This is a genomic window from Streptosporangium sandarakinum, from assembly GCF_050942225.1.
In the GTDB taxonomy this organism is placed as follows: Bacteria; Actinomycetota; Actinomycetes; order Streptosporangiales; family Streptosporangiaceae; genus Streptosporangium; species Streptosporangium nondiastaticum.
In genome coordinates this window covers 530634-554952 of sequence record NZ_CP192034.1, presented here as the reverse complement: position 1 = coordinate 554952, position 24319 = coordinate 530634, and the positions used below count along the sequence as shown (strand labels likewise).

Sequence of the window (24319 nt, the reverse complement as noted above, 5' to 3'; positions counted from 1 at the left end):
GGGCGAATTATCTTCACTTATGTCGCCATGGCGGCCTGGGCAAGTGGGTGGCGCGACCGCGACCAGCCGAAGAGCCGCAGCGCGGCCGGCGACAGCCCAACGCGCGGCGGGCCGCGGAGCGGGCCGCCCTTGATCGTGTAGAGAAGATTGTCGCCGGAAACAGCCCCGACCCGAGATCGACACCGGATGAACCGGGCGACCTCAGGTCAGCAATCGACTATCTCCTCAGGTCTACGCCTCGCCGGACGTGAGGCCGACCGGACAGGCGACGCCCGTTCCCCCGATCCCGCAGTACCCGTTTTTGTTGCGCCAAAGGTACTGCTGGTGGTACTCCTCGGCGTAGAAGTAGTCGCCGGCCGGGGCGATCTCGGTGGTGATGTCGCCGTAGCCCGCGTCGGCGAGCACCTTCCGGTAGGCGTCGCGCGAGGCCAGGGCGGCCTTCTCCTGCTCGGGCGAGTGGAAGTAGATCGCCGAGCGGTACTGGGTGCCGACGTCGTTGCCCTGGCGCATGCCCTGGGTGGGGTCGTGGGCCTCCCAGAAGACGCGCAGCAGCTCCTCGTAGGAGATCCTGGCCGGGTCGAAGACCACGCGGACGACCTCGGCGTGACCGGTCTGCCCGGTGCAGACCTCCTCGTAGGTGGGGTTGGGGGTGTACCCGCCGGCGTAGCCGACGGAGGTGGACACCACGCCGGGGGTCTGCCAGAACTTCCGCTCGGCGCCCCAGAAGCAGCCGAGGCCGAAGTCGGCGATCTCGGTCCCCTCGGGGTACGGCGGAGCCAGCGGGGCGTCGAGGACGGCGTGGCGCGCGGGCACCGCCATCCTCGTGTCACGGCCCGGCAGCGCGTTCTCCGGGGACACCATGGAAGTCTTGTTGCCGAACAGCCAGCCCATTTGCCGACATCCTCCTCACCTGTCGCTCCAGGGGGCCCGGGCGCCCTCACCTGTCGCTACAGGGGGAACCAGTACGCGCACCCCGATGTTCCCGTAAGTGCCGCTTAACAATTAACGAAGCATCGCTAATTTGTATTAAATGTGGTAAGCAGCGAAAATATGAAACATGCCTGAATCGCGCCGAGGAGTCCTGTACGGCATCGCCGCCTACGCCATGTGGGGACTCTTCCCCCTCTACTGGCCGCTGCTGAAGCCGTCCGGCGCCCTGGAGATCCTCGCCCATCGCATGGTGTGGTCCCTGGTGGTCGTCGCCGCCATCCTGGCGGTCCGGCGGCACTGGTCGTGGTTCGGCGAGCTCCTGCGCACCCCCCGCAAGCTCGGCCTGCTCGTCCTGGCCGCGGCGATCGTCACCGTGAACTGGGGCGTCTACATCTACGCGGTCAACACCGGCCACGTGGTCGAGAGCGCGCTCGGCTACTTCATCAACCCCCTGGTCAGCGTCCTGTTCGGCGTCTTCCTGCTCAAGGAGCGGCTGCGGCCGCTGCAGTGGGCGGCGGTCGGCATGGGCGCCCTGTCCGTCGTCGTCCTCACGGTCGACTACGGCAGGCTGCCGTGGATCGCGCTGGTCCTGGCCGCCAGCTTCGGCACCTACGGTCTCATCAAGAAGATCGCGGCGGTCGGGGCCGCGGAGAGCATGACCATCGAGACGCTGGTGCTGCTGGTGCCCGCGTTCGCCTACCTGGTCTACCTGCAGGTCCAGGGTGAGGGCACCTTCGCGAACGCGGGCACGGGCCACGCCCTCCTGCTGGCCGGCGCCGGCGCGATCACGGCCGTGCCGCTGCTCTGCTTCACCGCCGCCGCGATCCGGGTGCCGCTCACCACGATCGGCCTGCTGCAGTACATCGCCCCGGTGCTGCAGTTCCTGTGCGGGGTGTTCGTCGTCCACGAGGCGATGCCGGCCAGCCGGTGGGCCGGGTTCGCCATCGTCTGGCTGGCCCTGTCGATCTTCACCTGGGACAGCCTCCGGGCCGCCCACCAGGCGCGCCGCGTCGCGCTCCGCGATCTGGAGCCGGCGGGCACGCCCGGATAGGGAGGCCCCGCACCGGGGCCACGGCCCGGTCAGCCCGAGCGCTCGACCACGTAGTCGCACAGCGCCAGGTAGGCGGCGCGGGCCGGGATGTCGGGCAGGCCCGACAGGTCCTCGCGGGCCCGGTCGGCCCAGGCGACGAGCTCGGCGCGGGCCTGCTCCATGGCCGGGTTGGCGCGCAGCAGGCGCAGGGTCTCCTCGACGTCCTCCTCGGCCACCGGACCGGCCAGCAGCTCGCGCAGCCGGGCGTCGGCGGGGTCGTCGGAGGCCAGGACGTGCAGCACCGGCAGCGTCCGGACGCCCTCGCGCAGGTCGGTGCCGGGGGTCTTGCCGGACTCGGCCGACTCCGAGGCGACGTCGAGCAGGTCGTCGCCGAGCTGCCAGGCCACGCCGATGGCCTCGCAGGCCCGGGTCAGCCGCTCGACGACCTCCGGCGCGGCGCCGCTCAGCAGGGCGCCGAACCGGCCGGAGGTCGCGATGAGGGAGCCGGTCTTGTCGGCCAGGACGTTGATGTAGTGGGCGACCGCGTCCTCGCCGGGGCGGGGGCCGATGGTCTCGCGGATCTGCCCGCGCACCAGGCGGGAGAACGTCTGCGCCTGGATGCGGATGATGTCGGCGCCGAGGTCGGCGAGGATCTCCGACGCCTGGGCGAACAGGTAGTCGCCGGTCAGGATCGCCACGGTGTTGTCCCACCGGGCGTTGGCCGACGGGGAGCCCCGGCGCACCGGGGCCTCGTCCATGACGTCGTCGTGGTAGAGCGTCGCCAGGTGGGTCAGCTCGATGACCACCGCCCCCGGCACGACCCCGGGGGCGTCCGCGGCGCCGAACTGGGCGGCCAGCAGCACGAGCATCGCCCGGAACCGCTTGCCGCCGGCCTCGATGAGGTGTTTGGACGCCTCCGTCACGAAGGCGTCGTCGCTCTCCACCGAGGCCCGCAGCAGCTTCTCGACCTCTCCCAGCCCCGCTGTGAGGTCCTGCGCCAGCCGTTCGTCGATGAAAGGCAGATCAACAACCGGTGGCGCAGCCATGAAGCACTACTCCTCTAACGAATGAACAACGCGGACGCAGCCTGGTCCGCGAGATCGAGCACCGGCTGGGGGAAAACTCCCAGCACTACGGTAGCCGCTGCCGCGAGTGCGACCACAGCCGAGGTCCCCACAGTGGGGACGGCGATGCTCGGCCCGTCCGCCGCGGGGTCGTTGAAGAACATCAGCACGATCACCCGGACGTAGAAGAACGCGGCGATGGCCGAGCTCACCACGCCGACCACGACCAGCGGCACCGCGCCGCCGGAGACCGCCGCCGCGAACACCGCGTACTTCCCGAAGAAACCGCTGGTCAGCGGGATGCCCGCGAAGGCCAGCAGGAAGAACGCGAAGACTCCGGCCAGGAACGGCGACCGCTTGCCCAGGCCCGCCCAGCGGGACAGGTGACCGGCCTCGCCGCCCGCGTCGCGGACCATGGTGACCACCGCGAACGCGCCGACCGTGGTGAAGCCGTACGCGGCGAGGTAGAACAGGATGGCCGACAGCGCCTTCGCGTTCTGCGCGGCGGCGCCGGTGGCGATCACGCCGGTGAGCAGGAAGCCCGCGTGCGCGACCGAGGAGTAGGCGAGCATCCGCTTGATGTCGGTCTGGGTGATGGCCAGGATCGCGCCGACGATCATGGTCAGGATCGCGATGCCCCACATGACCGGCTGCCAGTTCCACTCCAGGCCGCCCAGGGCGACCCAGAAGACGCGCAGCACCGCGCCGAAGGCGGCCACCAGGACGGTGGAGGCCATCAGGGCGGTGACCGCGGTCGGCGCGCCCTGGTAGACGTCGGGCTTCCACGCCTGGAACGGCGCGGCGCCGATCTTGAACAGCAGGCCGACGCCGAGCATCGCGGTGCCGATCAGCAGCAGCGTCTCCTGGCCGGAGACCATGCCGAGCGCGTCGCCGATGCCCTTGAGGCTCACCGTCCCGGTGTAGCCGTACACCAGGGCCATGCCGTACAGGAAGAAGGCCGAGGAGAACGCGCCGAGCAGGAAGTACTTGACCGACGCCTCCTGCGACAGCAGGCGGCGACGGCGGGCCAGGCCGCACAGCAGGTACAGCGGCAGCGACATGACCTCCAGGCCGACGAACATGGCCAGCAGGTCGTTGGCGGAGGAGAACAGCAGCATGCCGCCGACCGCGAACAGCAGCAGCGGGTAGACCTCGGTCTGCGCGTAGCCGCTGCGGACCGCCTCCTCCTCGTCGGAGCTGCCCGGTACGGCGGCCGCCTGCGCGACGAACTGCTCGTCGTCGTTGATCAGCAGCACGCTGACGAAGGCGAGGATGAGGATGATGCCCCAGACGAACAGGGCCGGCCCGTCGACCGCGACCGCGCCCATGGCGGAGGCGCTGGTCGGCAGGCCGTTCACCCCCCCGAGGATCGTGGTGGCGAACGCGCCGAGCAGCGCCAGCAGCGTCAGCGGCATGTGGATCGACTTGCGCAGATAGCGAGGCGCGAACGCCTCGATCAGGACTCCGATGATCGCCGCGCCGAACACGATCAGCATCGGGGAGAGCAGCGCGTATTCGATCGTCGGAGCTTGGATGGTGCCGTTCACTGCCCGGCCCCCTTCTTCTCAGCGACGGCCGGGGTGAACGGGGTCACATGAACGCTGGAGAGCGTCTTGTCCACCGCGGGATTGATCACGTCGAGCATCGGCTTGGGGAAGAAACCGAAGACGATGAGGAGCGCGACCAGCGGGCCCACCACCCACCGCTCACGTGCGTTGAGGTCGGTGAAGCCCTTGACCGACTCGGCCGTCGGGCCGTTCATCGTCCGCTGGTACATCCACAGGATGTAGATCGCCGCCAGCACCACGCCGGAGGCGGCGATGATCGCCGCGACCTTGTAGCGCTCGTAGGAGCCCATGAGGACCATGAACTCGCTGACGAACGTCGACAGGCCCGGCAGCGACAGACCGGACAGGCCGGCGATCAGGAAGGACCCGGCGAGCACCGGGGAGACCTTCTGCACGCCGCCGTAGTCGGCGATGCGGCTGGAACCCCGGCGGTAGATCAGGAACCCGGCGATCAGGAACAGCGCACCGGTGGAGAACCCGTGGTTGACCATGTACAGCGTGGCGCCCGCGCCGGCGTCCTTCGTCATCGCGAAGACGCCCAGGGCGATGAAGCCGAAGTGCGAGATCGAGGTGTAGGCGATCAGGCGCTTCATGTCGGTCTGGCCGATGGCCACGATCGCGCCGTAGACGATGCCGACCACGGCCAGCACGATCACCAGCGGGGTGAAGAACTTCGACGCCTCCGGGAACAGCTCCAGGCAGAAACGGAGCATGCCGTAGGTGCCGACCTTGTCCAGCACGCCGACCAGCAGCACGGCGGCGCCGGCCGGGGCCTGCGCCGCGGCGTCGGGCAGCCAGGTGTGGAACGGCCACAGCGGCGCCTTGACCGCGAAGGCGATGAAGAAGCCCAGGAAGAGCCACTTCTGGGTGCCCGGGTCCTGGATGGCCCCGATCAACTCGGGGAACATGAAGGTGTTCTTCTCGGCGACCACGTAGAGGGCGATCACCGCGACCAGCATGAGCAGGCCGCCGAAGAGCGAGTAGAGCAGGAACTTCACGGCCGCGTAGGACCGCTGGACGCCGCCGTACGACCCGATCATGAAGTACATCGGGATCAGCATGGCCTCGAAGAACACGTAGAAGAGGAAGACGTCGGTCGCCGCGAAGACGCCGATCATCATCGCTTCCAGCACCAGCAGCAGCGCGAAGTAGGTCCGCACCGACCGCTTGGGCGGGGCCGCGGCCCCGGTGCCGTCCGCGTCGTGCCAGGAGGCCAGGATCACGATCGGCACGAGCAGCGCCGACAGCGCGATCAGCACCAGCGCGATGCCGTCCACGCCGACGCCGTAGTGGACGCCGAACCGCGGGATCCACTGGTGGACCTCGGCGAACTGGAACCGCTCGGCCGAGGAGGGGTCGAACCGGGTCGCCATGACGACCGTGAGCGCCAGCACGACCAGCGAGACCGCCAGGGCGACCTGCTTGGCGAGCTTGTCGTTCTTGACAAGGGAGACACCCACCGCGCCCAGTACGGGCACGGCCATCAGGGTTGAGAGCCAGGGCATCACATGGTCCCTACGTAGAGCAGCGCGCCAACGACCACGGCGGCACCGAAGAGGATGGACAACGCGTAGGACCGGACGTAGCCGGTCTGGATGCGGCGCACCCGCCCGGAGGTCCCGCCGATGCCCGCGGCCAGCCCGTTGACCAGGCCGTCGATGCCGCGGTTGTCGAAGAACACCGCGATCCGGGTCAGCCACTGGCCGGGGCGCATGAACAGCGCCTCGTTCAGGGCGTCGCCGTACAGGTCGCGGCGGGCGAAGACGGTGAGGAAGGAGCCGCGCGGGGCGACCTCGGGCACCTCGGCGGCGCCGTACCGGAACCAGGCGAACGCGGCGCCGATCGCGACCAGTGCGAGCGTGGCCAGGCCGACCGTGCCGACGCCGAAGATGTGCGGCTCGGGCAGCTCCGCCGGCAGGCCGACGGCCGGGGCGAGGAACTTCATGAACCGGTTGCCGAGGATCAGGTAGGCGCCCAGGCCGATCGAGCCGATGGACAGCAGGATCAGCGGGACGGTCATGACCGAGGGCGACTCGTGCGGGTGGGCGTCGTCGGCCCAGCGCCGCTTGCCGAAGAAGGTCATGAAGACCATCCGCGACATGTAGAAGCCGGTCAGACCGGCGCCGAGCACGGCGAGCCAGCCGAGGATCTCGTTGTGCTCCATGGCCGTCTCGATGATGCCCTCCTTGGTGTAGTAACCGGAGAGCAGCGGGAAGCCGATGATCGCGAGGTAGCCGATGAAGAAGGTGACCGCGGTGATCTTCATCACCGTGAACAGGCCGCCGTAGCGGCGCATGTTGACCTCGTCGTTCATCGCGTGCATGACCGAGCCCGCGCCGAGGAACATGTTGGCCTTGAAGAAGCCGTGCGTGATCAGGTGCGCGATGGCGAAGGCGTAGCCGACCGGGCCGAGGCCCGCGCCGAGCATCATGTAGCCGATCTGCGACATCGTCGAACCGGCCAGGCCCTTCTTGATGTCGTCCTTGGCGCAACCGATGATCGCACCGGCGAGCAGCGTGGCCACGCCGACGATCGTCACGACGAGCTGCGCGGTCGGGGCGGCCTCGAAGAACGCGCCGGACCGGACGACCAGGTAGACGCCGGCGGTGACCATGGTCGCGGCGTGGATGAGGGCCGAGACCGGGGTCGGGCCCTCCATCGCGTCGAGCAGCCAGGACTGCAGCGGCAGCTGCGCCGACTTGCCGCAGGCGCCGAGGAGCAGCAGCAGGCCGATCGCGGTGACCGTGCCCTGGGACAGGCTGCCGCCGGCCAGCGCGTCCTGTACGGCGCCGGCGCCGAGGTTCTTGTAGGCGAACGAGCCGAAGACCGACCAGATCGTGAACAGCGCGATCAGCAGCCCGAGGTCGCCGACGCGGTTGACGATGAACGCCTTCTTCGCGGCGGTCGCCGCGGTGGGCTTGAACTGCCAGAACCCGATCAGCAGGTAGGACGCCAGACCCACGCCCTCCCAGCCGACGAACAGGCCGAGGTAGTTGTCCGACAGCACCAGCAGCAGCATCGCCGCGACGAACAGGTTCAGGTAGGAGAAGAACCTGCGCCGGTCGGGGTCGTGCGACATGTAGCCGATCGAGTAGATGTGGATCAGCGAGCCCACACCGGTGATCAGCAGCGCGAAGCTGATCGACAGCGGGTCGATCAGCAGCCCCGTGTCGGCGACGCCGGGGATGAACTCGTACAGGCTGATCGCCCGGCGGCGCTCCCCGGCGGGCAGGCCGAGCAGTTCGACGAAGGCTGCGACGGCCACCACGAAGGCGGCCAGCGACATCACCACGCCGAGGAGGTGACCCCAGCGGTCGGTGCGGCGGCCGCCCAGCAGGAGGACCGCGGCGCCGAGCAACGGCAGCGCGATCATCAGCCAGGAGACCCCGATCACCCCACCGGAGTGCTGGAAGATCTCAACGGGAGATTGCACCGGCCACCTCTTAGTACTTCAGCAGGTTCGCGTCGTCCACCGACGCCGACCTGCGGGTTCGGAAGATCATCACGATGATGGCAAGGCCGACCACGACCTCGGCCGCGGCCACCACCATCACGAAGAACGCGATGAGCTGACCGTCAAGGTTTCCGTGCTGCCGGGCGAAGGTCACGAACGCGAGGTTGCAGGCGTTGAGCATGAGCTCCACGCACATGAACACCACGATCGCGTTGCGCCGGATCAGCACGCCGACGGCGCCGATCGCGAACAGCAGCGCGGAGAGCACCAGGTAGTGGGTGGTCACTGGCCTTCCTCTCGTTGAGCCGCTTCCCGGTCGTGTCCGGCTACGGCGGAGTCGCGCTCGGCGACGCCGTCCTCGGCCGGGGCGCCCTGGGCGGCCGCGGGACTCTCGACGGCGGGATTGCGCTCGGCGACGCTCTCCTCGACCCGGAAGCCCTCGCCCGCGGCGGCCTCGCCGGCCGCCTCGTCGGGCTCGCCGGCCTTCTCCTTGTCGATGACCTGGCGGATGAGCGCGGCCTTCTCGGGGTCGGTGGGCCGGACGCCGTCCTCCATGTCGTGCCGGGCCAGCACCCGGTTGATCGACTTGACCGCCACCGAGCCGTCGGGCAGCAGGGCCGGCATGTCGATGGCGTTGTGCCGGGCGTAGGTGCCGGGGCCGGGCAGCGGCGACGGCTGCGGCCCGGCGAACCGGGCGCGGGCCAGGTCGCGCTGGGTGGCCTTGGGCCGGACCCGCTCGCGGTGGGCCAGGACCATGGCGCCGAGCGCGGCGGTGATCAGCAGCGCCGAGGTGACCTCGAAGGCGAAGACGTACCGGGTGAAGATGAGCTGGGCCAGCGCCGGGACGTTGCCGCCCGCCTCCTTCGCCGCGCCCTCGACGCCGACCGCCGGGCTGAACGCGGCGTTGCCGACGCCCAGGGCGAGCAGGAGCACGAAGGCCAGGCCCGCGATCGCGGCCCAGAAGCGCTGCCCCTTGATCGTCTCGACCAGCGAGTCGGCGGAGTCGACGCCGACGAGCATGAGCACGAACAGGAAGAGCATCATGACCGCGCCGGTGTAGACGACGATCTGCACCGCGGCGAGGAACGGGGCGTCCTGGACGGCGTAGAGCACCGCGAGGGACAGCATGACGACGCCCAGCATCAGGGCCGAGTAGACGGCCCGGCGGCTGAAGACGAGGCCGAGGGCGGCGGAGACCGAGACGACGGCCAGCACCCAGAACGTGACGGTCTCACCCATTGTTACGTCCCAGCCGGTAGTAGTCCTCTTCGGTCTCGCCCAGGCGCATGGGGTGCGGCGGAGTCTCCATCCCCGGTCCGAGCGGCGCGAGGAGCATCTCCTTGGTGTAGATGAGGCTCTCGCGGCTGGAGTCGGCGAGCTCGTACTCGTTCGTCATGGTCAACGCGCGGGTCGGGCAGGCCTCGATGCACAGGCCGCACAGGATGCACCGCAGGTAGTTGATCTGGTAGACGCGCCCGTAGCGCTCACCCGGCGAGTAACGCTCCTCGTCGGTGTTGTCGCCACCCTCGACGTAGATCGCGTCCGCCGGGCAGGCCCAGGCGCACAGCTCACAGCCGACGCACTTCTCCAGGCCGTCGGGCCAGCGGTTGAGCTGGTGCCGGCCGTGGAACCGCGGAGCCGTGGGCCGCTTCTCCTCGGGGTAGTTGACCGTTTCGACCTTCTTGAACATCGTGTGGAAGGTCACGCCGAACCCCTTGACGGGGTTCAGCCAATCAGTTGCTCCCACTGGAAACCTCCTTGCGCGCCACCCCGTGGTAGTGCGGCAGGTCGAGCGGCGGCACGGGGAAGCCGCCCGCGGCGGGCTCGGCGCCGAGTTCCTCGAACTCGGCCTGGACCTGGGCCTCCCGCTCCTCCTTGCGCCGCTGCAGGACGCTGTCGAAGCGCCACCAGATGAGGGCGCAGCCGATGAGCACCACGACGCCCAGCGCGTACACGAGCGTCCGGTCGGTGCCGGTCAGGCGGAACGCCTTGGCGGTGGCGATCAGAAGGATCCAGGCGAGGTTGACCGGGATGAGGATCTTCCATCCCAGGGCCATGAGCTGGTCGTAGCGGACTCGCGGCAGCGAGGCGCGGCACCAGACGAAGAAGGCGAAGACCAGCACCATCTTCGCGAAGAACCACAGCAGCGGCCACCAGCCGCTGTTCGCGCCGTCCCAGAGGGAGATCGGCCACGGGGCGCGCCAGCCGCCCATGAAGAGGGTGATCGATATGGCCGAGACGACGAAGACGTTGACGTACTCGGCGAGCATGATGACCGCGAACTTCAGCGAGTTGGAGTACTCCGTCTGGAAGCCGCCGACCAGCTCGCCCTCACCCTCGGGCAGGTCGAAGGGCACCCGGTTGGTCTCGCCCAGCATCGTGATGACGTAGATGACGAAGGACGGGAACAGGGTGATCATGTACCACGACGGCATCGGCACGCCGAAGAGCTCGTTGCCGCCGGCCTGCGCGCTGACGATCTCGGAGGTGGACAGCGTCCCGGCGTACAGGAACACGCCGACGAACGACAGGCCCATCGCGATCTCGTAGGACACCACCTGGGCGCTGGCCCGCAGGCCGCCCAGCATCGCGTACGGCGAGCGCGACCCCCAGCCGGCGAGCACGATGCCGTACACGCCGACCGATGCCATCGCCAGCACCAGCAGCACCGCGACCGGCAGGTCGGTGAGCTGCAGCGGCGTCTCGACGCCGAACATGGAGACCATCGGGCCCATCGGGACGACCGAGAAGGCCAGGAACGCCGGGACCGCCAGGACCACCGGGGCGATGAAGTAGATCACCTTGTCGACGGTCCGGGGCATCAGGTCTTCCTTGAGGCCCATCTTCAGGCCGTCGGCGACCGACTGCAGGAGACCGAACTTGCCGGCCCGGTTGGGGCCGTAGCGGTTCTGCATGCGGGAGATCAGCTTGCGCTCGAACCACACGCCGAACAGCACGCCCAGCATCAGGACGATGAAGATGACGACGGCCTTGATGATGCTGATCCAGAGCGGGTCCTTGCCGAAGTCGGCGAGGGTCGGATCGGCCGCTGCTAGCAGAGTAGTCCTCACGAGACACTCCCGATCTTTACGGTGTCACCGGCGACGGCGCCCAGGTCTCGGGTCACCGAGCGGCCGGCGGAGTTCGACGGCAGCCACACGACCCCGTCGGGCAGGTCGGCGATCCGCACCGGGACGCTCAGCGAGCCACGCTCGCCGGTGACGACGATCTTGTCGCCGTCGGAGATCCCCGACGCGGCCGCGGTGGCCGCCGACACCAGCGCCGCGGCCTCACGGGCGGTGCCCGCGAGGTACGGCTCGCCGTCCTGCAGGCGCCCGTCGTCGAGCAGCAGGTGCCAGGTGGCGAGGGTCGCCTCGCCCGGCCGCAGGGCCGGAACCCGGCGGCCGGCGATGTCCGGGGCGGCGGCCCGGGGGCCGCGCCAGGCGCCGATCGAGCCGAGCTCGCGGCGGGCGGCGGCCGGGTCGGGCAGACCGAGGTGGACGTCCATGTGGTCGGCGATCGCGGTCAGGGCCCGCAGGTCGCTCATCACCCCGGGCACCCGGAGCGCCTGGTCGAACGTGCGGCCGCGCCCCTCCCAGTTGACGAACGTGCCGGACTTCTCGGCCGCCGCGGCGACCGGCAGCACCACGTCCGCGCGGTCGGTGACGGCGCTGGCCCGCTGCTCCAGGCTCACGATGAACGGGGTGTTCTCCAGGGCCGCCAGCGCGGCCTCGGGGTCGGCCAGGTCGTAGGGGTCGACGCCGGCCACGATGAGCGCGTCCAGCTCGCCGTCCAGCGCCGCGCCCAGGATGCCGGAGGTGTCGCGGCCGGGGGTGTCCGGCAGCGAGGTGACGTTCCAGACCCGGGCCACCTCGGCGCGGGCCGTCTCGTCGGCGACCGGGCGGCCGATCGGCAGCAGGTTCGGCAGCGCGCCCGCCTCGACGGCGCCGCGCTCACCGGCCCGGCGCGGCACCCAGGCCAGCCGGGCGCCGGTCGCGTCGGCCAGCCGTACCAGCGCCGAGAGCGCGCCGGGCGCGGTGGCGAGCCGCTCGCCGGCGAGGATGACCGCGCCCGGCCTGCGGAGGGCCTCGGCGGCCGGCGAGCCGCCGGAGATCAGCTCGTCCAGGGCCTCGGCCTCGGCGCCGGGCAGCGCGCGCAGCAGCGTGCCGCCCATCTTGGCCAGGCCGGGGCTCGCGAACGGGGCGATCGAGAAGACCGGCAGGCCCTTCTTGCGCCACGCCTTGCGCAGCCGCAGGAAGACGATCGGCGACTCCTCCTCGGGCTCGAAGCCCGCGAGGAGCACGGCCGGGGCCGCCTCCAGGTCGGAGTAGCGGACCTCGATGCCCTTGCCGGCGACGGCGTGCGCGAGGAACAGCGTCTCCTCCGCCGACAGGGGGCGGGAGCGGAAGTCGATGTCGTTGGTGCCGAGCGCGGTCCGGGCGAACTTGGAGTAGGCGTAGGCCTCCTCGACCGTGACCCGGCCGCCGACGAGCACGCCGGCGCGACCGCGGGCCGCGGCCAGCCCGGCGGCGGCGACGGCGAGCGCCTCCGGCCAGGAGGCCGGGACCAGGCGGCCCTCCTCGTCACGGACCAGCGGGGTCTTCAGCCGGTCGGCCGCGGTGGTGTAGGTGAACGCCCAGCGGCCCTTGTCGCAGTTCCACTCCTCGTTGACCTCCGGGTCGTCCCCGGCGAGGCGGCGGGTGACCTTGCCGCGGCGGTGGTCGGTGCGCAGCGAGCAGCCGCTGGCGCAGTGCTCGCACGCGCTGGGCGTGGAGACCAGGTCGAACGGGCGGGCCTGGAAGCGGTAGGCGGCGCCGGTCAGCGCGCCCACCGGGCAGATCTGCACGGTGTTGCCAGAGAAGTAGGACTCGAACGGCTGCCCGTCGGCGGCGCCGACCTGCTCCTTGGCCCCGCGCTCGAAGAAGTCGATGAGCGGGTCGCCGGCGATCTCGTCGGAGAAGCGGATGCAGCGGGCGCACTGGACGCACCGCTCACGGTCGAGCAGCACCTCGGTGGACAGCGCGACCGGCTTGGGGAAGGTCCGCTTGGCCTCGGTGAAGCGGCTCTCGCCCTGCCCGTTGGACATCGCCTGGTTCTGCAGGGGGCACTCGCCGCCCTTGTCGCAGACCGGGCAGTCCAGCGGGTGGTTCATCAGCAGCAGCTCCATGACGCCGCGCTGCGCCTTCTCCGCCACCGGGGAGGTGAGCTGGGTCTGCACCACCATGCCCGGGGCCGCCTCGATGGCGCAGGACGGCTGCGGCTTGGGGAAGCCTCGGCCGTTGCCGGCGTCGGTGATGTCCACCAGGCACTGGCGGCAGTTGGCGGCCGGCTCCAGCAGCGGGTGGTCGCAGAACCGCGGGATCTGGATGCCGAGCAGCTCCGCCGCCCGGATGATCATCGTCCCCTTGGGGACGCTGACCTGGAAGCCGTCGATCGTGAGGGTCACCAGGTCTACCGGCGCCTGGGCCGGGGTGGTCGCTTCGACTGTCATGCGGTCCCCCACACCGTGGACGGAGCGTGATCGAACGGGCAGCCGCCGATCTCGAAGTGCTTGAGGTACTCGTCGCGGAAGAGCTTCACCGACGAGTGGATGGGGCTGGTGGCCCCGTCGCCCAGGGCGCAGAAGGAGCGGCCCAGGATGTTGTCGGCGATGTCGGTGATCGTGGTCAGGTCCTCTTCGCTGCCCTGACCCTTCTCCAGCCGCTTGAGCACCTGCTTGAGCCAGTAGGTGCCCTCCCGGCAGGGGGTGCACTTGCCGCAGGACTCGTGCGCGTAGAACTCGGTCCACCGCAGTACGGCGCGCACCACGCAGGTGGTCTCGTCGAAGATCTGCAGGGCCCGGGTGCCGAGCATGGAGCCCTTGGCGCCGACCGACTCGAAGTCGAGCGGCACGTCCAGGTGCTCGTCAGTGAAGATCGGGGTGCTCGACCCGCCGGGGGTCCAGAACTTCAGCCGGTGGCCCGCGCGGATCCCGCCGGCCATGTCGAGCAGCTCGCGCAGCGTGATGCCGAGCGGCGCCTCGTACTGGCCGGGGCGGGTGACGTGCCCGCTGAGGGAGAAGATTCCGAAGCCCTTGGACTTCTCCGTGCCCATCGAGGCGAACCACTCGGCGCCGTTGGTGATGATCGAGGGAACACTCGCCACCGACTCCACGTTGTTCACGACAGTCGGCGAGGCGTACAGGCCCGCCACGGCGGGGAAGGGGGGCTTGAGCCGAGGTTGGCCGCGATAGCCCTCCAGCGAGTCGAGCAGCGCCGTCTCCTCGCCGCAGATGTAGGCGCCCGCCCCGCTGTGGACGACCAGCTCCAGGTCGAAGCCGGAGCCGAAGATGTCCTTGCCGAGCAGGCCCCGCTCGTACGCCTCGGCCACGGCCGCCCGCAGGCGGCGGATGACGTGCAGCACCTCGCCGCGCACGTAGATGAACGCGTGGCTGGCGCGGATCGCGTAGGAGGTGATGATGACGCCCTCGACGAGCGAGTGCGGGTTGGCCATCATCAGCGGGATGTCCTTGCAGGTCCCGGGCTCGGACTCGTCGGCGTTCACCACCAGGTAGTGCGGCTTGCCGTCGCCCTGCGGGATGAATCCCCACTTCATGCCGGTGGGGAAGCCCGCGCCTCCGCGGCCGCGCAGACCGGAGTCCTTGACCGCCTGGATGACGGCGTCGGGGTCCATGGTCAGCGCCTTGCGGGCGGCGGCGTAGTCGCCGTAGCCGTCGAGGGTGAAGGAGTCGGGCTGGTCCCAGTTCGCGGTCAGGACCGGGGTGAGAGTGGTCATGGTGCCTCGGGCGCCTTCCATCCGTTGGCCTTGGCGACCTTCAGGCCCTCCAGCGAGGCGCCGGCGGCCGAGGGGCCCTCACCGGCCAGGCCGTCGGACAGCCCGGCGAGCACCCGGGACGCCTCCTTGAAGGTGCACAGCTTCTTCGGGCCGCGGGTCGGCGCGACGTCCTTGCCGTCCCTCAGGTCGTCGACGAGCTGCTTGGCCGAGTCCGGGGTCTGGTTGTCGAAGAACTCCCAGTTGACCATCATCACCGGGGCGAAGTCGCAGGCGGCGTTGCACTCCAGCCGCTCCAGCGAGACCTTCCCGTCCGGGGTGGTCTCGTCGTGACCCACTCCGGTGTGCTCGGACAGCTCGTCCCAGATCTGGTCGCCGCCCATGACGGCGCACAGCGTGTTGATGCACACGCCGACGTGGTACTCGCCCATCGGCCTGCGCTTGTACATCGTGTAGAAGGTCGAGACGCCCACGACCTCGGCCTTGCTCAGGCCGAGCATCTCGGCGCAGAACTCGTGGCCCGCGTCGGAGACGTAGCCGTCCTCCGACTGCACCAGGTGCAGCAGCGGCAGCAGGGCCGAACGCGGCTTCGGGTAGCGGCCGATGATCTCCTTGGCGTCCCGTTCCAGACGCTCGCGGACCTCCGGCGGATAGGTCGCGCCCACGACGGCGTCCTCCTCATGGCTCATCGGTCCACACCTCCCATAACCGGGTCGATGGAAGCGACCGCGGAGATCACGTCGGCGACCATGCCGCCCTCGCAGGTGGCGGGGACGGCCTGCAGGTTCGTGAAGGACGGGTCGCGGAAGTGCACGCGGTAGGGGCGGGTGCCGCCGTCGCTGACGACGTGCGCGCCCAGTTCGCCGCGGGGCGACTCGACCGAGGCGTAGGCCTGACCCGCCGGGACCCGGAAGCCCTCGGTCACCAGTTTGAAGTGGTGGATCAGCGCCTCCATCGAGCCGCTCATGATGTGCGCGATGTGGTCGGGCGAGTTGCCGTAGCCGTCGGGGCCGAGCGCGAGCTGCGCGGGCCAGCCGATCTTCTTGTCGTCCACCATCACGCGGTCGCCCTTGAGCGGGCCGGCCAGCCGGTCGAGGGCCTGCTCAATGATCTTGAGCGACTCCTCCATCTCGGCCACCCGCACGAGGTAGCGGCCGTAGACGTCGGCGCTGCGCTCGGTCGGCACGTCGAACTCGTAGGTCTCGTAGCCGCAGTAGGGCTGCGTCTTGCGCAGGTCCCACGGCAGGCCCGCGGCCCGCAGCATCGGCCCGGTGACGCCCAGGGCCATGCAGCCGGTGAGGTCGAGGTAGGCGACGTCCTTGGTGCGGGCGAGGTAGACCGGGTTGGCGTCGAGCATCTTGCGGAAGTCGCGGATGCGGCCCGGCATGACCTTGAGCAGCTCGCCGACCTTGTCCACGGCGCCGGCCGGCAGGTCGGCGGCGACGCCGCCGGGCCGGACGTAGGCCATGTTCATCCGCAGGCCGGTGATGTACTCCATCAGGTCGAGCACCATCTCGCGCTCGCGGGACCCGAAGAGGAACGGCGTGGTCGCGCCCAGCTCCATGCCGAAGGTGCCGATGGCCACCATGTGCGAGGAGATGCGGGTGAGCTCCATCATCATCACGCGGATGGCCTGGGCCCGCTCGGGGACCCGGTCGGTGATGCCGAGCAGCTTCTCCACGCCCATGCAGTAGGCGGTCTCGTTGAAGATCGGCGCGAGGTAGTCCATCCGGGTGACGAACGTGGTGCCCTGGGTCCACGTCCGGTACTCGAGGTTCTTCTCGATGCCGGTGTGCAGGTAGCCGATGACCGTGCGGGCCTCGGTGACCGTCTCTCCGTCGAGGTTCAGCACCAGGCGGAGCACGCCGTGCGTGGACGGGTGCTGCGGGCCCATGTTGACGACGAGCTGCTGGTCCTGCTGGCCGCTGAGGGAGTCGACCAGCTCCGACCAGTCGTTGCCGGAGACGGTGTACACCCTGCCCTCGGTGACCTCTTCGTCGTAGGGGGCACTCATTGGTAGGACCTCCTCTGGTCCGGTGCCGGGATCTCGGCGCCGCGGTACTCCACCGGGATTCCGCCGAGCGGGTAGTCCTTGCGCTGGGGGTGGCCGTCCCAGTCGTCGGGCATCATGATGCGGGTCAGCGCCGGGTGGCCGTCGAAGACGATCCCGAAGAAGTCCCACGTCTCACGCTCGTGCCAGTCGTGGGTCGGGTAGACCGAGACCGTGGACGGGATGTGCGGGTCGGCGTCGGGGCAGGAGATCTCCAGGCGCAGCCGCCGGTTGTGCGTGATCGAGCACAGGTGGATCACCGCGTGCAGCTCCGCCCCCTCCAGGTGCGGGTAGTGCACGCCGGAGACGCCGAGCGACAGCTCGAAGCGCAGCGCCGGGTCGTCGCGCAGCGTCCGGGCGACCTTCGGCAGGTGCTCACGCCGGACGTGGAGGGTCAGCTCGCCGCGGTCGACGACCACGCGCTCGATCGCGTCGCCGAAGTCCGCGCCGAGCGCGCGCTCCAGCTCGTCGGCGATGGTGTCGAAGTAGCCGCCGTAGGGGCGCGGGGTGGCCAGCTCGGGCTTGCGCCGCACGACCAGCCGGCCGTACCCGGAGGTGTCGCCGGTGCCGGTGGCGCCGAACATGCCCGTGCGGGCGATCGGCTCCTCCGGGATCTCGGGGAGGTTGTCAGTCATCGGTCGCCTTACCGCTCCTCGTCCGCCGTGCGCGGGCCCGCCGCCGGGAAACCGCCGGTCACTTCGCGGCCTCCTGGTCGATCAGCGGCAGCGTCCGCAGCGCCTGCAGTTCGAGCTCGTCGATCTGCTTGGCGCGGTGCGCGCCGAACTTCATGTTCTGAATCTTGTCGTGCAGCTTCACGATCGCGTCGATGAGCATCTCCGGCCGCGGCGGGCAGCCGGGCAGGTAGATGTCGACGGGCACGACGTGGTCCACGCCCTGCACGATGGCGTAGTTGTTGAACATGCCGCCGCTGGAGGCGCAGACGCCCATGGCGATGACCCACTTGGGCTCGGCCATCTGGTCGTAGATCTGACGCAGGACCGGGGCCATCTTCTGCGACAGCCGACCCGCGACGATCATGAGGTCGGCCTGCCGCGGAGACGCCGAAGCGCGCTCCATGCCGAAGCGCGCCAGGTCGTGCTTGGGACCGCCGGTGGACATCAGCTCGATGGCGCAGCAGGCCAGACCGAAGGTGGCCGGCCACACGGAGTTCTTGCGTGCCCAGCCGGCGACCTGCTCGACCGTGCTGAGCATGAACCCGCTCGGAAGTTTCTCTTCAAGTCCCATATCTAGTCCCAGTCCAGACCCTTGCGGCGCCACACGTACGCGTAGGCCACGAGAACGGTGACGATGAACAGCACCATCTCGACCAACCCGAAGACGCCGAGCCGGTCGAAGGCGACCGCCCACGGGTAGAGGAAGATGATCTCGATGTCGAACACGATGAAGAGCATCGCGGTGATCATGTACTTCAGCGGGAAGCGGCCGCCGCCGACCGGCTGGGGCGTCGGCTCGATGCCGCACTCATAGGCGTCGAGCTTCGCGCGGTTCCAGCGCTTGGGACCGGTGAAGGGAGCGATCGTCACCGAGAAGATCGCGAATCCCGCCGCGAGAACGGCGAGCACCAGGATGGGCGCGTACAGGTCCATCGCTACGCCTCCTCTCCCATCTCCACGCGCGCCGGCGCGTAGCTGGTCGTGTCTGTGTGGTGTGCAAGTCTAGGCAGGGCGGTCATCGCGCTCGCCTCCCGCTGGCCGGGCTTCACAAAGCAGGTGTTCATGCCGGTGGCGCCACCTTCGACAGGGCGTTGATGATGCGGTCGGACGCGTCGCCGCGCCGGTCGGTGAGGTTGGCCAGCAGTTTCAGCGCGAACCTCATCAGCGGCGGGTGCGGCAGCGCGTGACGGGTGACGAAGTTCATCACCCCGCGGTGGCCGATGAGCTCCACGAACCCGCGGCCCAGGGTGAAGTAGCCGCCGTAGGCGTCCTTGAGGATGCTCGGATAGGCCCGCAGCACCCGCTCGCGCTGGGCCGCGGTCGCCCGGCCGAGCGCCTGGACGATCGTCTCCGCCGCGATGTGGCCGGTCTCCATCGCGTACGCGATGCCCTCGCCGTTGAACGGGTTGATCATCCCGCCCGCGTCCCCGACGAGCACCAGGCCGCGGGTGTAGTGGGGCTGCCGGTTGAAGGCCATCGGCAGCGCCGCGCCCCGGATGGGGACGGTCATGTTCTCCTCGACGTAGCCCCACTCGGGCGGCATGGTCGCCACCCAGCGCCGCAGCAGGTCGCGGTAGTCGGTGCCCTTGAAGGCGTCGCTGGTGTTCAGCAGCCCGAGGCCGACGTTGGAGGTGCCGTCGCCGACGCCGAAGATCCAGCCGTAGCCGGGCAGCAGGGTGTCGCCGTCCCACAGCTCCAGCCAGGTCTCAAGATAGTCGTCGTCGTGGCGCGGGCTGGTGAAGTACGTCCGTACGGCCACGCCCATCGGGCGGTCCTCGCGCTTGTGCAGCCCCATCGCCAGGGAGAGCCGGGTGGAGTTGCCGTCGGCGGCGACCACCAGGCGGGAACGGTAGGAGACCTCCTCGCCGTCCTTCTTCGCGGTGACGCCGACGACGTGGCCGCTGCGCTCGTCGAGGATCGGGGCGGTGACGTTCACGCCCTGCAGCAGGCGGACCCCGGCGCGCTCGGCGTTGGCGGCGAGGATCTGGTCGAAGTCCTGCCGGGTGCGCACCAGGCCGAAGTCGGGGTAGCTCGCCAGCTCGGGCCAGTCGAGCTCGAAGCGCAGGCCGCCGCCGACCACCCGCAGGCCCTTGTTCCTGATCCAGCCGGGGGCGTCGATGTCGATGCCCATGGCGATGAGCTGCTTGACCGCCCGGGGCGTCAGGCCGTCGCCGCAGACCTTCTCCCGGGGGAAGGTGGTCTTTTCGAGCAGCAGGACCTCAAGGCCGGCCCGGGCGAGATGGAAGGCGGTCGTCGAGCCGGCGGGTCCGGCGCCGACGACGATCACGTCGGCGTCGATTTCGGTGACGTTCCGCTGTGTGGCGGCTGGCACGGTCACGAGACCCGTCCTGTCCTACAGCTTCGAGGCCTTTGAGTATTCGGCCCTTCGTTCCTTTGTGAAGTGCTTCACAAACTTGTCGGCCCGAAGTCTAGCCCCTTTACGGCCAGAAGTGTCAGCGGGGTACGGCAACGCCCGCGAATCTTCACGCCGGCTTGTAGGCGCGGTGAAGCGCCACGATCCCCAGGGCCAGGTTGCGCCACGCGACCCGTTCCCAGCCGGCCTCTCGGATGATCCTAGCCAGCCCGGCCTGATCCGGCCAAGCCCTGATCGACTCGGCCAGATATTCGTAGGAGTCGTCGTTGGAGCCGAACAGCCTGGCGGCCTGCGGCATCATCCTCATGAGGTACTGGGTGTAGACGAGGTCGAACGCCTTGCTCGTCGGGTGGGAGAACTCCAGGATCACCAGGCGCGCCCCCGGCTTGGCCACCCGCAGCATCTCGCGCAGCGCCTGGCCGGTGTCGTGGACGTTGCGCAGCGCGGTGGAGATCGTCACCGCGTCGAAGACGTCGTCGGCGAACGGCAGCCGCAGCGCGTCACCGGCCACGAAGGTGACCCCGCGCACCCCGCCGCCGGACAGCCCCGAGCCGCCCCGCCGCCGCACACCGGTGCGCAGCATGCCGAGGGAGAAGTCGGAGGCGATCGCGCGGGCGCCGAGGGTGGTGAAGGTGTCGGTGGAGGTGCCGGTGCCCGCGCCGAGGTCGAGGACCAGCTCACCGGGGCCGGCGTCGACGGCCGCCGCGGTCGCCTTGCGCCACAGCCGGACCTGGCCGAGGGAGATGATGTCGTTTACCAGGTCGTAGCGCCGGGCCGTGCGATCGAACATCGCGGCGACCTCGTGCGGTTGCTTGTCCAGCGAAGCGCGCGTCATGAGGACAAGACTAGGCCCGCGAGGACATTCCACGGAAAGTAGCAACTCGGTTACTCACGGTCTGCTAGTAATTGCGGAATGCTCCCCGAAACCGCCCCTCCCCGGGTCGTCGTCCCCGTTCCGGTCCCGGTTCCGGTGGCGGCCGCCTCCGTCCTCCGCCGGGCCGCTGCTCCCGCCGCGACCGTCCCCGCTCTCCGCCGGGCCTCCGTCACCGCCGCGTCGGCCCTCGCCGTCCTCGCCGTCCTCGCCGTCCTCGCCGTCCCCCCGCCGCCCGCCGCGGCCGGCACGGTCCGGCACCCCGCGGTCGTCTCGGCCGACCCGGTGGACACCACCCCGCACGTTCTCGACGGGATCGTCAACGCCATCGCCCTGGTCGGCGACACGGTGGTGGTCGGCGGCAGGTTCGGCCGGGTGCGCGAGGCCGGCTCGGCGCGGGCGGTGGAGCGGCGCAACCTCTTCGCCTACGACCTGGCCACCGGGCGGATCCTGCCGGGCTTCGCGCCGCGGCCCGACCGACCGGTCCGGGCGCTGGCCGCCGGCGACGGCGGCACCGTCTACGCCGGCGGGGAGTTCACCGCGGCGGGCGGCCCCGCCCTCCGCCGGACCGGCGCGCTGGCCCGGCTGCGGCTGTCCGACGGCTCGCCGGTGAGCGGCTTCGCCGCCCGGATCCGCGGCGGCGCGGTGACCACCCTGGTCAGGGACGGTTCGGCGCTGTACGCGGGCGGCGGCTTCACCCACGCGGGCGGCCTGGCCAGCCCGGCCCTGGCCCGGCTGGACGCCGCCACCGGCGCCGCCGACCCCGCGTTCGGCATCCGGCCGGGCGCGCCACGGGGCTCCCGGGTACGGGTCCACGCGCTGGCGCTCGGCGGCGGGAAGCTGGCGGTCGGCGGCGACTTCACCACCCTCGGCGGGCTGCCGAGGGCCCAGCTCGGCCTGGTGGACGTCCGCGCCGCCCGGGTCGACGCCTGGCGGACCGCCTTCTACGCGGCGCGGTGCGCCCGCGACTTCCCGAGCTATGTGCGCGGCCTGGACTTCGCACCCGACGGCGCCTATTTCGCGGTCGTCACGACCGGAGGCCCGCGCGGGGCGGGTCGGCCGTGCGACACCGCCGCGCGCTTCGAGACCCGCCCGCCGCGCGCCTCGGGCGAGGTCTCCCCCACCTGGGTCAACCACACCGGGGGTGACTCGCTGTACGCGGTGGCGGCGACCGGGGCCGCGGTCTACGTCGGCGGCCACCAACGCTGGCTGGACAATCCGGAGGGCCATGACTCCGCGGGGCCTGGAGCGGTTCCGCGTCCGGGGATCGGGGCCATCGACCCGCGCACCGGCCGGGCACTGCCGTGGAATCCCACCAGAGACCGGGGAATCGGGGTCAAGGCGTTCCTCACCTGCCCCAGGGGACTACTCGTTGGTAGCGACACAACTCGGCTCGGTCACGAGTACCATGCCCGAGTCGGCATGTTCCCGCTGCCGTGATCACTTCTGATTCTTGGCGATTCGCGCGCTCACCGCGTCCCGCTGTTTGGACAGCAGGACGTAACTGGCCACCCCACTGACCAGGAATGCGGCGACTATGAGGATCAAGAGCTCACGCAGGCCGAGGAGATACAGCAGGCCGAAGCTCACGGCGAACAGTCCCAGCCGGGAGGCGGTGTAAACGAAGACGGGATGCACACCGTCGAGGTTACGTCACCCTCCACGTATGGTCCGTGCCGCCCCGGAGTATCCGGGCGCATGACGGTGCCATAAAGACAGAGCGGACGCTCTTCGCACCGGGCACGGGCACTGCTAGTGTGCCCAACAGATCAGTTTTGTAAAGAAACACCCACGAGAGCGTCAAAGACGCTCTATCATATAACAATCGGGCAGTCAGTCGGTAACAACCCGTGATCTTTGTTAGAAACCACGGATAAATCAGACTTCGCTCGGCACACTGGTTACCTGTCCGCCCGCTGGCAGGAAGCGGGATGCGAGGGGGAGAGATTGTGGAGAGTAGCAGCGAGCGTCTGCTGACGCCCGGAGAGGTCGCCGCCCTCTTCCGGGTCGACCCAAAGACGGTCACGCGGTGGGCCGCGGCAGGCCGTATCAGCAGCATCCGTACCCCCGGAGGGCACCGGCGGTTCCGCGAGTCGGAAGTGCACGCCCTTCTGCGTGGAGAGGACGTACTGACGGCCGAACGGCCGGCAGGCGAGACCCCGCGCGTCTGACGACTGAGGACGTCACCTCATCGGTGGTCCTGCGCGCCTTACCCGGAATGCCGCAGGATCGCCGATGGAGTCGCGCGGCCCACGGGCGAACCGGCCCGCCGACCGCGCCCCGCGAGGCGGCGGGACGCCCGCCGCTCACCCCTCCTGTTCCGCCTTGAAGGCCAGGAACTCCCGCTCCAGCTCGTCGTTCTCCTCCAGCCAGCGCCTCCGCCGGAGCGCGAACTCCTCCTCGGTGAGCGACTCAGCCAGCCAGCGGTCGTAGTCCGGGTCCCCCGGCGAGACCTCCACGTACGCGTTGCCGATCAGACGCCCGTCATCGCTGGACAGGCTCTGCGGCACGCGCAGAGTCCCGTCAGCGAGCCTGATGACGTACATCCCCAGATCACCTAGATTCCGTAGCGCCGGTTGAAGAACAACATGACATTGAGCGCCATCCGCGTGTCGCCGCCGAGCATGTCCACCAGGGCCGGCCGCTGCCGGGAGGCGATGGCGGCGAACGCGTCCGCGAAGAACTCCCGGCGCCCCAGCTCCCCCGCCTGCAGGTGGAAGCCCGAGGCCAGCACCGGCACGCACTGCTCGTAGAGGGCGACGAACTCCGCCGAGTCGGACACCCAGTCGTCATGGGGCGCGTCCACGTCGTCCAGGGCGTGCCCGATCTCGTGCATCATCACGTCGGGCGTGGGCGAGGGCCGGTCCCCCACGACCACCTTGCGGTCACCGTACGCCCCGGCGCAGACGTCCCAGGTGGCGCGGCCCGACGGCAGCGCCGCGCCGCGCAGGTAGCCCATGTCGTCCAGGTCGGGCACCCCGCCCTCGCCGACGTAGATCCCGGTGAGCCCCTCGGCCAGCTTCTCCTTGAGCCTGTCAGGCAGCCGGGCGAGGCTCTCCACCGCCCGCACCGTCTCCGGGGAGGGCGGGCCCTCCCGGGAGTCCCACTGGCGGTGCAGGATCGCCTCCAGGGGCCCGCAGTGCCGCAGGCCGTCGCCGAGGCCGGGGGCGTCGGGCGGGTTGGGCCGGGCCCTCGGCCGCTCGTCCGCCAGCTCGAAGTCGCGCCAGGTGTAGCGCGGGCGGTCCGCCGCGGTCGCCGTCACGGTGCCGGCCCGGCGCTCGGGACCGGCCCCCACCTCGCGCACCGCGCCCGTCTCCCGCACCGGGCCGGTCTCGCGCGCCGTCCCCGCCTCGCGTACCGGGCCCGTCTCGCGCGGCGCCGGGCCAGCGTCGCGCGGCGCCCTGCCGGCGCCGCCGTCCACGCGCCGGGACGACAGGCCGCTCTGCCACCAGCGCCGCCGGTGGCGGCCCTTGTCGGCGGAACTCGCCATCGCATGCCCTCCAGGGGAAGTGGCAACGGATCCCACCGTACGA

The 24319-nt window shown here is 70.2% G+C and carries 24 protein-coding genes; 3 read left to right on the top strand and 21 right to left on the bottom strand.

Annotation, left to right across the window (positions count from 1 at the left end; genetic code table 11):
- Positions 1 to 231: 231 nt before the first annotated feature.
- Positions 232 to 891, bottom strand: coding sequence for a peptide-methionine (S)-S-oxide reductase MsrA (gene msrA, locus ACQP10_RS02680; RefSeq protein ID WP_389991834.1), 660 nt, complete (start codon positions 889 to 891; stop codon positions 232 to 234).
- A gap of 166 nt (positions 892 to 1057) precedes the next feature.
- Here msrA and rarD point away from each other — a divergent pair, with 166 nt between their 5' ends.
- Entirely contained in the window at positions 1058 to 1981 is a 924-nt protein-coding gene (gene rarD / locus ACQP10_RS02675; RefSeq protein ID WP_179820444.1) for an EamA family transporter RarD, read from the top strand.
- Positions 1982 to 2010: 29 nt separating this feature from the next.
- On the opposite strand, the gene ACQP10_RS02670 is transcribed toward rarD, so the two are convergent.
- The 17 genes from ACQP10_RS02670 to ACQP10_RS02590 form a co-directional block, all read right to left on the bottom strand.
- On the bottom strand, positions 2011 to 3006 hold the full coding sequence (locus ACQP10_RS02670) for a polyprenyl synthetase family protein (RefSeq protein WP_346017912.1): 996 nt from the start codon (positions 3004 to 3006) through the stop codon (positions 2011 to 2013).
- Positions 3007 to 3020: 14 nt separating this feature from the next.
- Positions 3021 to 4571, bottom strand: a complete 1551-nt coding sequence (gene nuoN, locus ACQP10_RS02665; RefSeq protein ID WP_389991838.1) for an NADH-quinone oxidoreductase subunit NuoN — start codon at positions 4569 to 4571, stop codon at positions 3021 to 3023.
- Positions 4568 to 6097 carry an NADH-quinone oxidoreductase subunit M gene (locus ACQP10_RS02660; protein ID WP_179820451.1) on the bottom strand — a complete coding sequence of 510 codons (1530 nt, stop codon included), beginning with the start codon at positions 6095 to 6097 and terminating at the stop codon, positions 4568 to 4570. The genes nuoN and ACQP10_RS02660 overlap by 4 nt, the downstream gene beginning before the upstream one ends.
- Positions 6097 to 7965: an NADH-quinone oxidoreductase subunit L gene (gene nuoL / locus ACQP10_RS02655; protein ID WP_346019675.1), complete on the bottom strand. Its 1869-nt coding sequence runs from the start codon at positions 7963 to 7965 to the stop codon at positions 6097 to 6099. The genes ACQP10_RS02660 and nuoL overlap by 1 nt, the downstream gene beginning before the upstream one ends.
- Positions 7966 to 8035: 70 nt before the next feature.
- Positions 8036 to 8332, bottom strand: coding sequence for an NADH-quinone oxidoreductase subunit NuoK (gene nuoK, locus ACQP10_RS02650; protein WP_179820454.1), 297 nt, complete (start codon positions 8330 to 8332; stop codon positions 8036 to 8038).
- Positions 8329 to 9285, bottom strand: coding sequence for an NADH-quinone oxidoreductase subunit J (locus ACQP10_RS02645; protein WP_346017913.1), 957 nt, complete (start codon positions 9283 to 9285; stop codon positions 8329 to 8331). Before ACQP10_RS02645 ends, nuoK begins: the two co-directional genes overlap by 4 nt.
- Positions 9278 to 9793 carry an NADH-quinone oxidoreductase subunit NuoI gene (gene nuoI, locus ACQP10_RS02640; protein WP_179820459.1) on the bottom strand — a complete coding sequence of 172 codons (516 nt, stop codon included), beginning with the start codon at positions 9791 to 9793 and terminating at the stop codon, positions 9278 to 9280. Before nuoI ends, ACQP10_RS02645 begins: the two co-directional genes overlap by 8 nt.
- Positions 9780 to 11117: an NADH-quinone oxidoreductase subunit NuoH gene (gene nuoH, locus ACQP10_RS02635; protein ID WP_179820461.1), complete on the bottom strand. Its 1338-nt coding sequence runs from the start codon at positions 11115 to 11117 to the stop codon at positions 9780 to 9782. Before nuoH ends, nuoI begins: the two co-directional genes overlap by 14 nt.
- Complete coding sequence (locus ACQP10_RS02630; RefSeq protein WP_399498870.1) at positions 11114 to 13537, bottom strand: NADH-quinone oxidoreductase subunit G; 2424 nt, start codon at positions 13535 to 13537, stop codon at positions 11114 to 11116. The genes nuoH and ACQP10_RS02630 overlap by 4 nt, the downstream gene beginning before the upstream one ends.
- On the bottom strand, positions 13534 to 14820 hold the full coding sequence (nuoF, locus tag ACQP10_RS02625; protein ID WP_346017915.1) for an NADH-quinone oxidoreductase subunit NuoF: 1287 nt from the start codon (positions 14818 to 14820) through the stop codon (positions 13534 to 13536). Before nuoF ends, ACQP10_RS02630 begins: the two co-directional genes overlap by 4 nt.
- Positions 14817 to 15506 (bottom strand): NADH-quinone oxidoreductase subunit NuoE, encoded by a 690-nt coding sequence (nuoE, locus tag ACQP10_RS02620; RefSeq protein ID WP_346017916.1) that lies wholly within the window; start codon positions 15504 to 15506, stop codon positions 14817 to 14819. The genes nuoF and nuoE overlap by 4 nt, the downstream gene beginning before the upstream one ends.
- On the bottom strand, positions 15503 to 16831 hold the full coding sequence (locus ACQP10_RS02615; RefSeq protein ID WP_346017917.1) for an NADH-quinone oxidoreductase subunit D: 1329 nt from the start codon (positions 16829 to 16831) through the stop codon (positions 15503 to 15505). Before ACQP10_RS02615 ends, nuoE begins: the two co-directional genes overlap by 4 nt.
- Entirely contained in the window at positions 16828 to 17502 is a 675-nt protein-coding gene (locus tag ACQP10_RS02610; RefSeq protein ID WP_179820472.1) for an NADH-quinone oxidoreductase subunit C, read from the bottom strand. The genes ACQP10_RS02615 and ACQP10_RS02610 overlap by 4 nt, the downstream gene beginning before the upstream one ends.
- Positions 17503 to 17560: 58 nt before the next feature.
- Entirely contained in the window at positions 17561 to 18112 is a 552-nt protein-coding gene (locus tag ACQP10_RS02605) for a NuoB/complex I 20 kDa subunit family protein (protein ID WP_179820475.1), read from the bottom strand.
- A 2-nt stretch (positions 18113 to 18114) separates the two neighbouring features.
- Positions 18115 to 18474: an NADH-quinone oxidoreductase subunit A gene (locus ACQP10_RS02600; protein ID WP_179820493.1), complete on the bottom strand. Its 360-nt coding sequence runs from the start codon at positions 18472 to 18474 to the stop codon at positions 18115 to 18117.
- Between the two features lie 127 nt (positions 18475 to 18601).
- On the bottom strand, positions 18602 to 19879 hold the full coding sequence (locus ACQP10_RS02595) for a geranylgeranyl reductase family protein (RefSeq protein ID WP_179820496.1): 1278 nt from the start codon (positions 19877 to 19879) through the stop codon (positions 18602 to 18604).
- 145 nt (positions 19880 to 20024) lie between these two features.
- Positions 20025 to 20750 carry a demethylmenaquinone methyltransferase gene (locus tag ACQP10_RS02590; RefSeq protein WP_346017918.1) on the bottom strand — a complete coding sequence of 242 codons (726 nt, stop codon included), beginning with the start codon at positions 20748 to 20750 and terminating at the stop codon, positions 20025 to 20027.
- Positions 20751 to 20828: 78 nt separating this feature from the next.
- Between ACQP10_RS02590 and ACQP10_RS02585 the strand changes: the two genes are divergently transcribed.
- Positions 20829 to 22226: a hypothetical protein gene (locus tag ACQP10_RS02585; RefSeq protein ID WP_433540802.1), complete on the top strand. Its 1398-nt coding sequence runs from the start codon at positions 20829 to 20831 to the stop codon at positions 22224 to 22226.
- Here the strand turns inward: ACQP10_RS02585 and ACQP10_RS02580 are convergent, their stop codons facing one another.
- Complete coding sequence (locus ACQP10_RS02580; RefSeq protein WP_346017920.1) at positions 22227 to 22424, bottom strand: DUF4229 domain-containing protein; 198 nt, start codon at positions 22422 to 22424, stop codon at positions 22227 to 22229.
- A gap of 293 nt (positions 22425 to 22717) precedes the next feature.
- On the opposite strand from ACQP10_RS02580, the gene ACQP10_RS02575 reads away from it, so the two are divergent.
- Entirely contained in the window at positions 22718 to 22957 is a 240-nt protein-coding gene (locus ACQP10_RS02575; RefSeq protein ID WP_179820504.1) for a BldC family transcriptional regulator, read from the top strand.
- Positions 22958 to 23092: 135 nt separating this feature from the next.
- On the opposite strand, the gene ACQP10_RS02570 is transcribed toward ACQP10_RS02575, so the two are convergent.
- Positions 23093 to 23332 (bottom strand): hypothetical protein, encoded by a 240-nt coding sequence (locus tag ACQP10_RS02570; RefSeq protein ID WP_179820507.1) that lies wholly within the window; start codon positions 23330 to 23332, stop codon positions 23093 to 23095.
- Between the two features lie 11 nt (positions 23333 to 23343).
- Positions 23344 to 24276 (bottom strand): hypothetical protein, encoded by a 933-nt coding sequence (locus ACQP10_RS02565; RefSeq protein WP_433540801.1) that lies wholly within the window; start codon positions 24274 to 24276, stop codon positions 23344 to 23346.
- Positions 24277 to 24319: the final 43 nt, after the last annotated feature.

Excerpts from the sequence above, each read along its gene's own strand:
- msrA (WP_389991834.1), bottom strand. The coding sequence starts at position 891 with ATGGGCTGGCTGTTCGGCAACAAGACTTCCATGGTGTCCCCGGAGAAC.
- rarD (WP_179820444.1), top strand. The coding sequence starts at position 1,058 with ATGCCTGAATCGCGCCGAGGAGTCCTGTACGGCATCGCCGCCTACGCC.
- ACQP10_RS02670 (WP_346017912.1), bottom strand. The coding sequence starts at position 3,006 with ATGGCTGCGCCACCGGTTGTTGATCTGCCTTTCATCGACGAACGGCTG.
- ACQP10_RS02660 (WP_179820451.1), bottom strand. The coding sequence starts at position 6,097 with ATGCCCTGGCTCTCAACCCTGATGGCCGTGCCCGTACTGGGCGCGGTG.
- nuoL (WP_346019675.1), bottom strand. The coding sequence starts at position 7,965 with ATGATCGCGCTGCCGTTGCTCGGCGCCGCGGTCCTCCTGCTGGGCGGC.
- ACQP10_RS02645 (WP_346017913.1), bottom strand. The coding sequence starts at position 9,285 with ATGGGTGAGACCGTCACGTTCTGGGTGCTGGCCGTCGTCTCGGTCTCC.
- ACQP10_RS02630 (WP_399498870.1), bottom strand. The coding sequence starts at position 13,537 with ATGACAGTCGAAGCGACCACCCCGGCCCAGGCGCCGGTAGACCTGGTG.
- nuoF (WP_346017915.1), bottom strand. The coding sequence starts at position 14,820 with ATGACCACTCTCACCCCGGTCCTGACCGCGAACTGGGACCAGCCCGAC.
- nuoE (WP_346017916.1), bottom strand. The coding sequence starts at position 15,506 with ATGAGCCATGAGGAGGACGCCGTCGTGGGCGCGACCTATCCGCCGGAG.
- ACQP10_RS02615 (WP_346017917.1), bottom strand. The coding sequence starts at position 16,831 with ATGAGTGCCCCCTACGACGAAGAGGTCACCGAGGGCAGGGTGTACACC.
- ACQP10_RS02610 (WP_179820472.1), bottom strand. The coding sequence starts at position 17,502 with ATGACTGACAACCTCCCCGAGATCCCGGAGGAGCCGATCGCCCGCACG.
- ACQP10_RS02605 (WP_179820475.1), bottom strand. The coding sequence starts at position 18,112 with ATGGGACTTGAAGAGAAACTTCCGAGCGGGTTCATGCTCAGCACGGTC.
- ACQP10_RS02600 (WP_179820493.1), bottom strand. The coding sequence starts at position 18,474 with ATGGACCTGTACGCGCCCATCCTGGTGCTCGCCGTTCTCGCGGCGGGA.
- ACQP10_RS02590 (WP_346017918.1), bottom strand. The coding sequence starts at position 20,750 with ATGACGCGCGCTTCGCTGGACAAGCAACCGCACGAGGTCGCCGCGATG.
- ACQP10_RS02585 (WP_433540802.1), top strand. The coding sequence starts at position 20,829 with ATGCTCCCCGAAACCGCCCCTCCCCGGGTCGTCGTCCCCGTTCCGGTC.
- ACQP10_RS02575 (WP_179820504.1), top strand. The coding sequence starts at position 22,718 with ATGCGAGGGGGAGAGATTGTGGAGAGTAGCAGCGAGCGTCTGCTGACG.
- ACQP10_RS02570 (WP_179820507.1), bottom strand. The coding sequence starts at position 23,332 with ATGTACGTCATCAGGCTCGCTGACGGGACTCTGCGCGTGCCGCAGAGC.
- ACQP10_RS02565 (WP_433540801.1), bottom strand. The coding sequence starts at position 24,276 with ATGGCGAGTTCCGCCGACAAGGGCCGCCACCGGCGGCGCTGGTGGCAG.